This window comes from Cellulomonas sp. P2_B4 (genome assembly GCF_056404795.1).
The window spans coordinates 1-729 of record NZ_JBFUDI010000040.1 but is presented as its reverse complement, the minus strand read 5'-3'; the positions used below and the strand labels follow the sequence as shown (position 1 = coordinate 729).

Annotated in this window: 1 protein-coding gene; it reads right to left on the bottom strand. The window is 66.4% G+C overall.

Annotated elements, in window-relative coordinates:
- Positions 1-729 (bottom strand): WD40 repeat domain-containing protein (locus AC1DZC_RS19945; RefSeq protein WP_477044478.1); only part of this gene is annotated, 729 nt, incomplete at both ends.

Genomic DNA, 729 nt, shown 5'->3' with positions numbered 1-729 from the left:
CGAAGGACGCCGCATCCCAGATCCTGATCACCTGATCATAGGCGCAGGACAGGATGTCGCCATTGACCGGCGATACCGCGACTTTCTTGATCCCCGATCCGTGCGCCTCGATCGAGGCCAGCGCCGTGCCCTCACGGGCATCGAAGACGCGGATGACGCCGTCGTCGCAGCCCAGCACCACGCGGCCGTTCAGCATATCGATGGCGCAGGTGTCGGTTTCGGTCTCGAACGGGCCCCAGGTGCGGATCAGTCCGCCGGTGGCGAGATCCCATTGGCGCAGCGTCATGTCGTCGCCCGACGAATAGATCAGCCCGTCGCGGCAGGCGACCGACAGCACGTCCTTCTCATGCCCCTCGATCGTCCGGCGGATGGTGCCAGTGACGAGATCCCACACGATGATCCGCCGGTCGCGCGAGGCGGAAACGCCGGCCGACTCGTCGACAAAGGCAAAGCCTTCCACATCGTCGCTATGCCCGCGCAGCACGAGCGCCAGCTTCCGCGCCGCCAGGTCCCAGATATAGATATCGTAATCCGAGGAGGACGAAGCCGCCCAGGCGCCGTCCTCGCTCACCGTCACATGATTGGCGAGATGGCGGTGATAGCCGAGCAGCTCGGCCGTTCCGGCTTCGAGATCGAACAGGCTGACCGCGCCGTCATAGGCGACGGCGATCGCGGCAGCGCGGCCCGGAATGGCGGCAACCGAGGTGACCGGCCCGCGGTGGCGGGTGA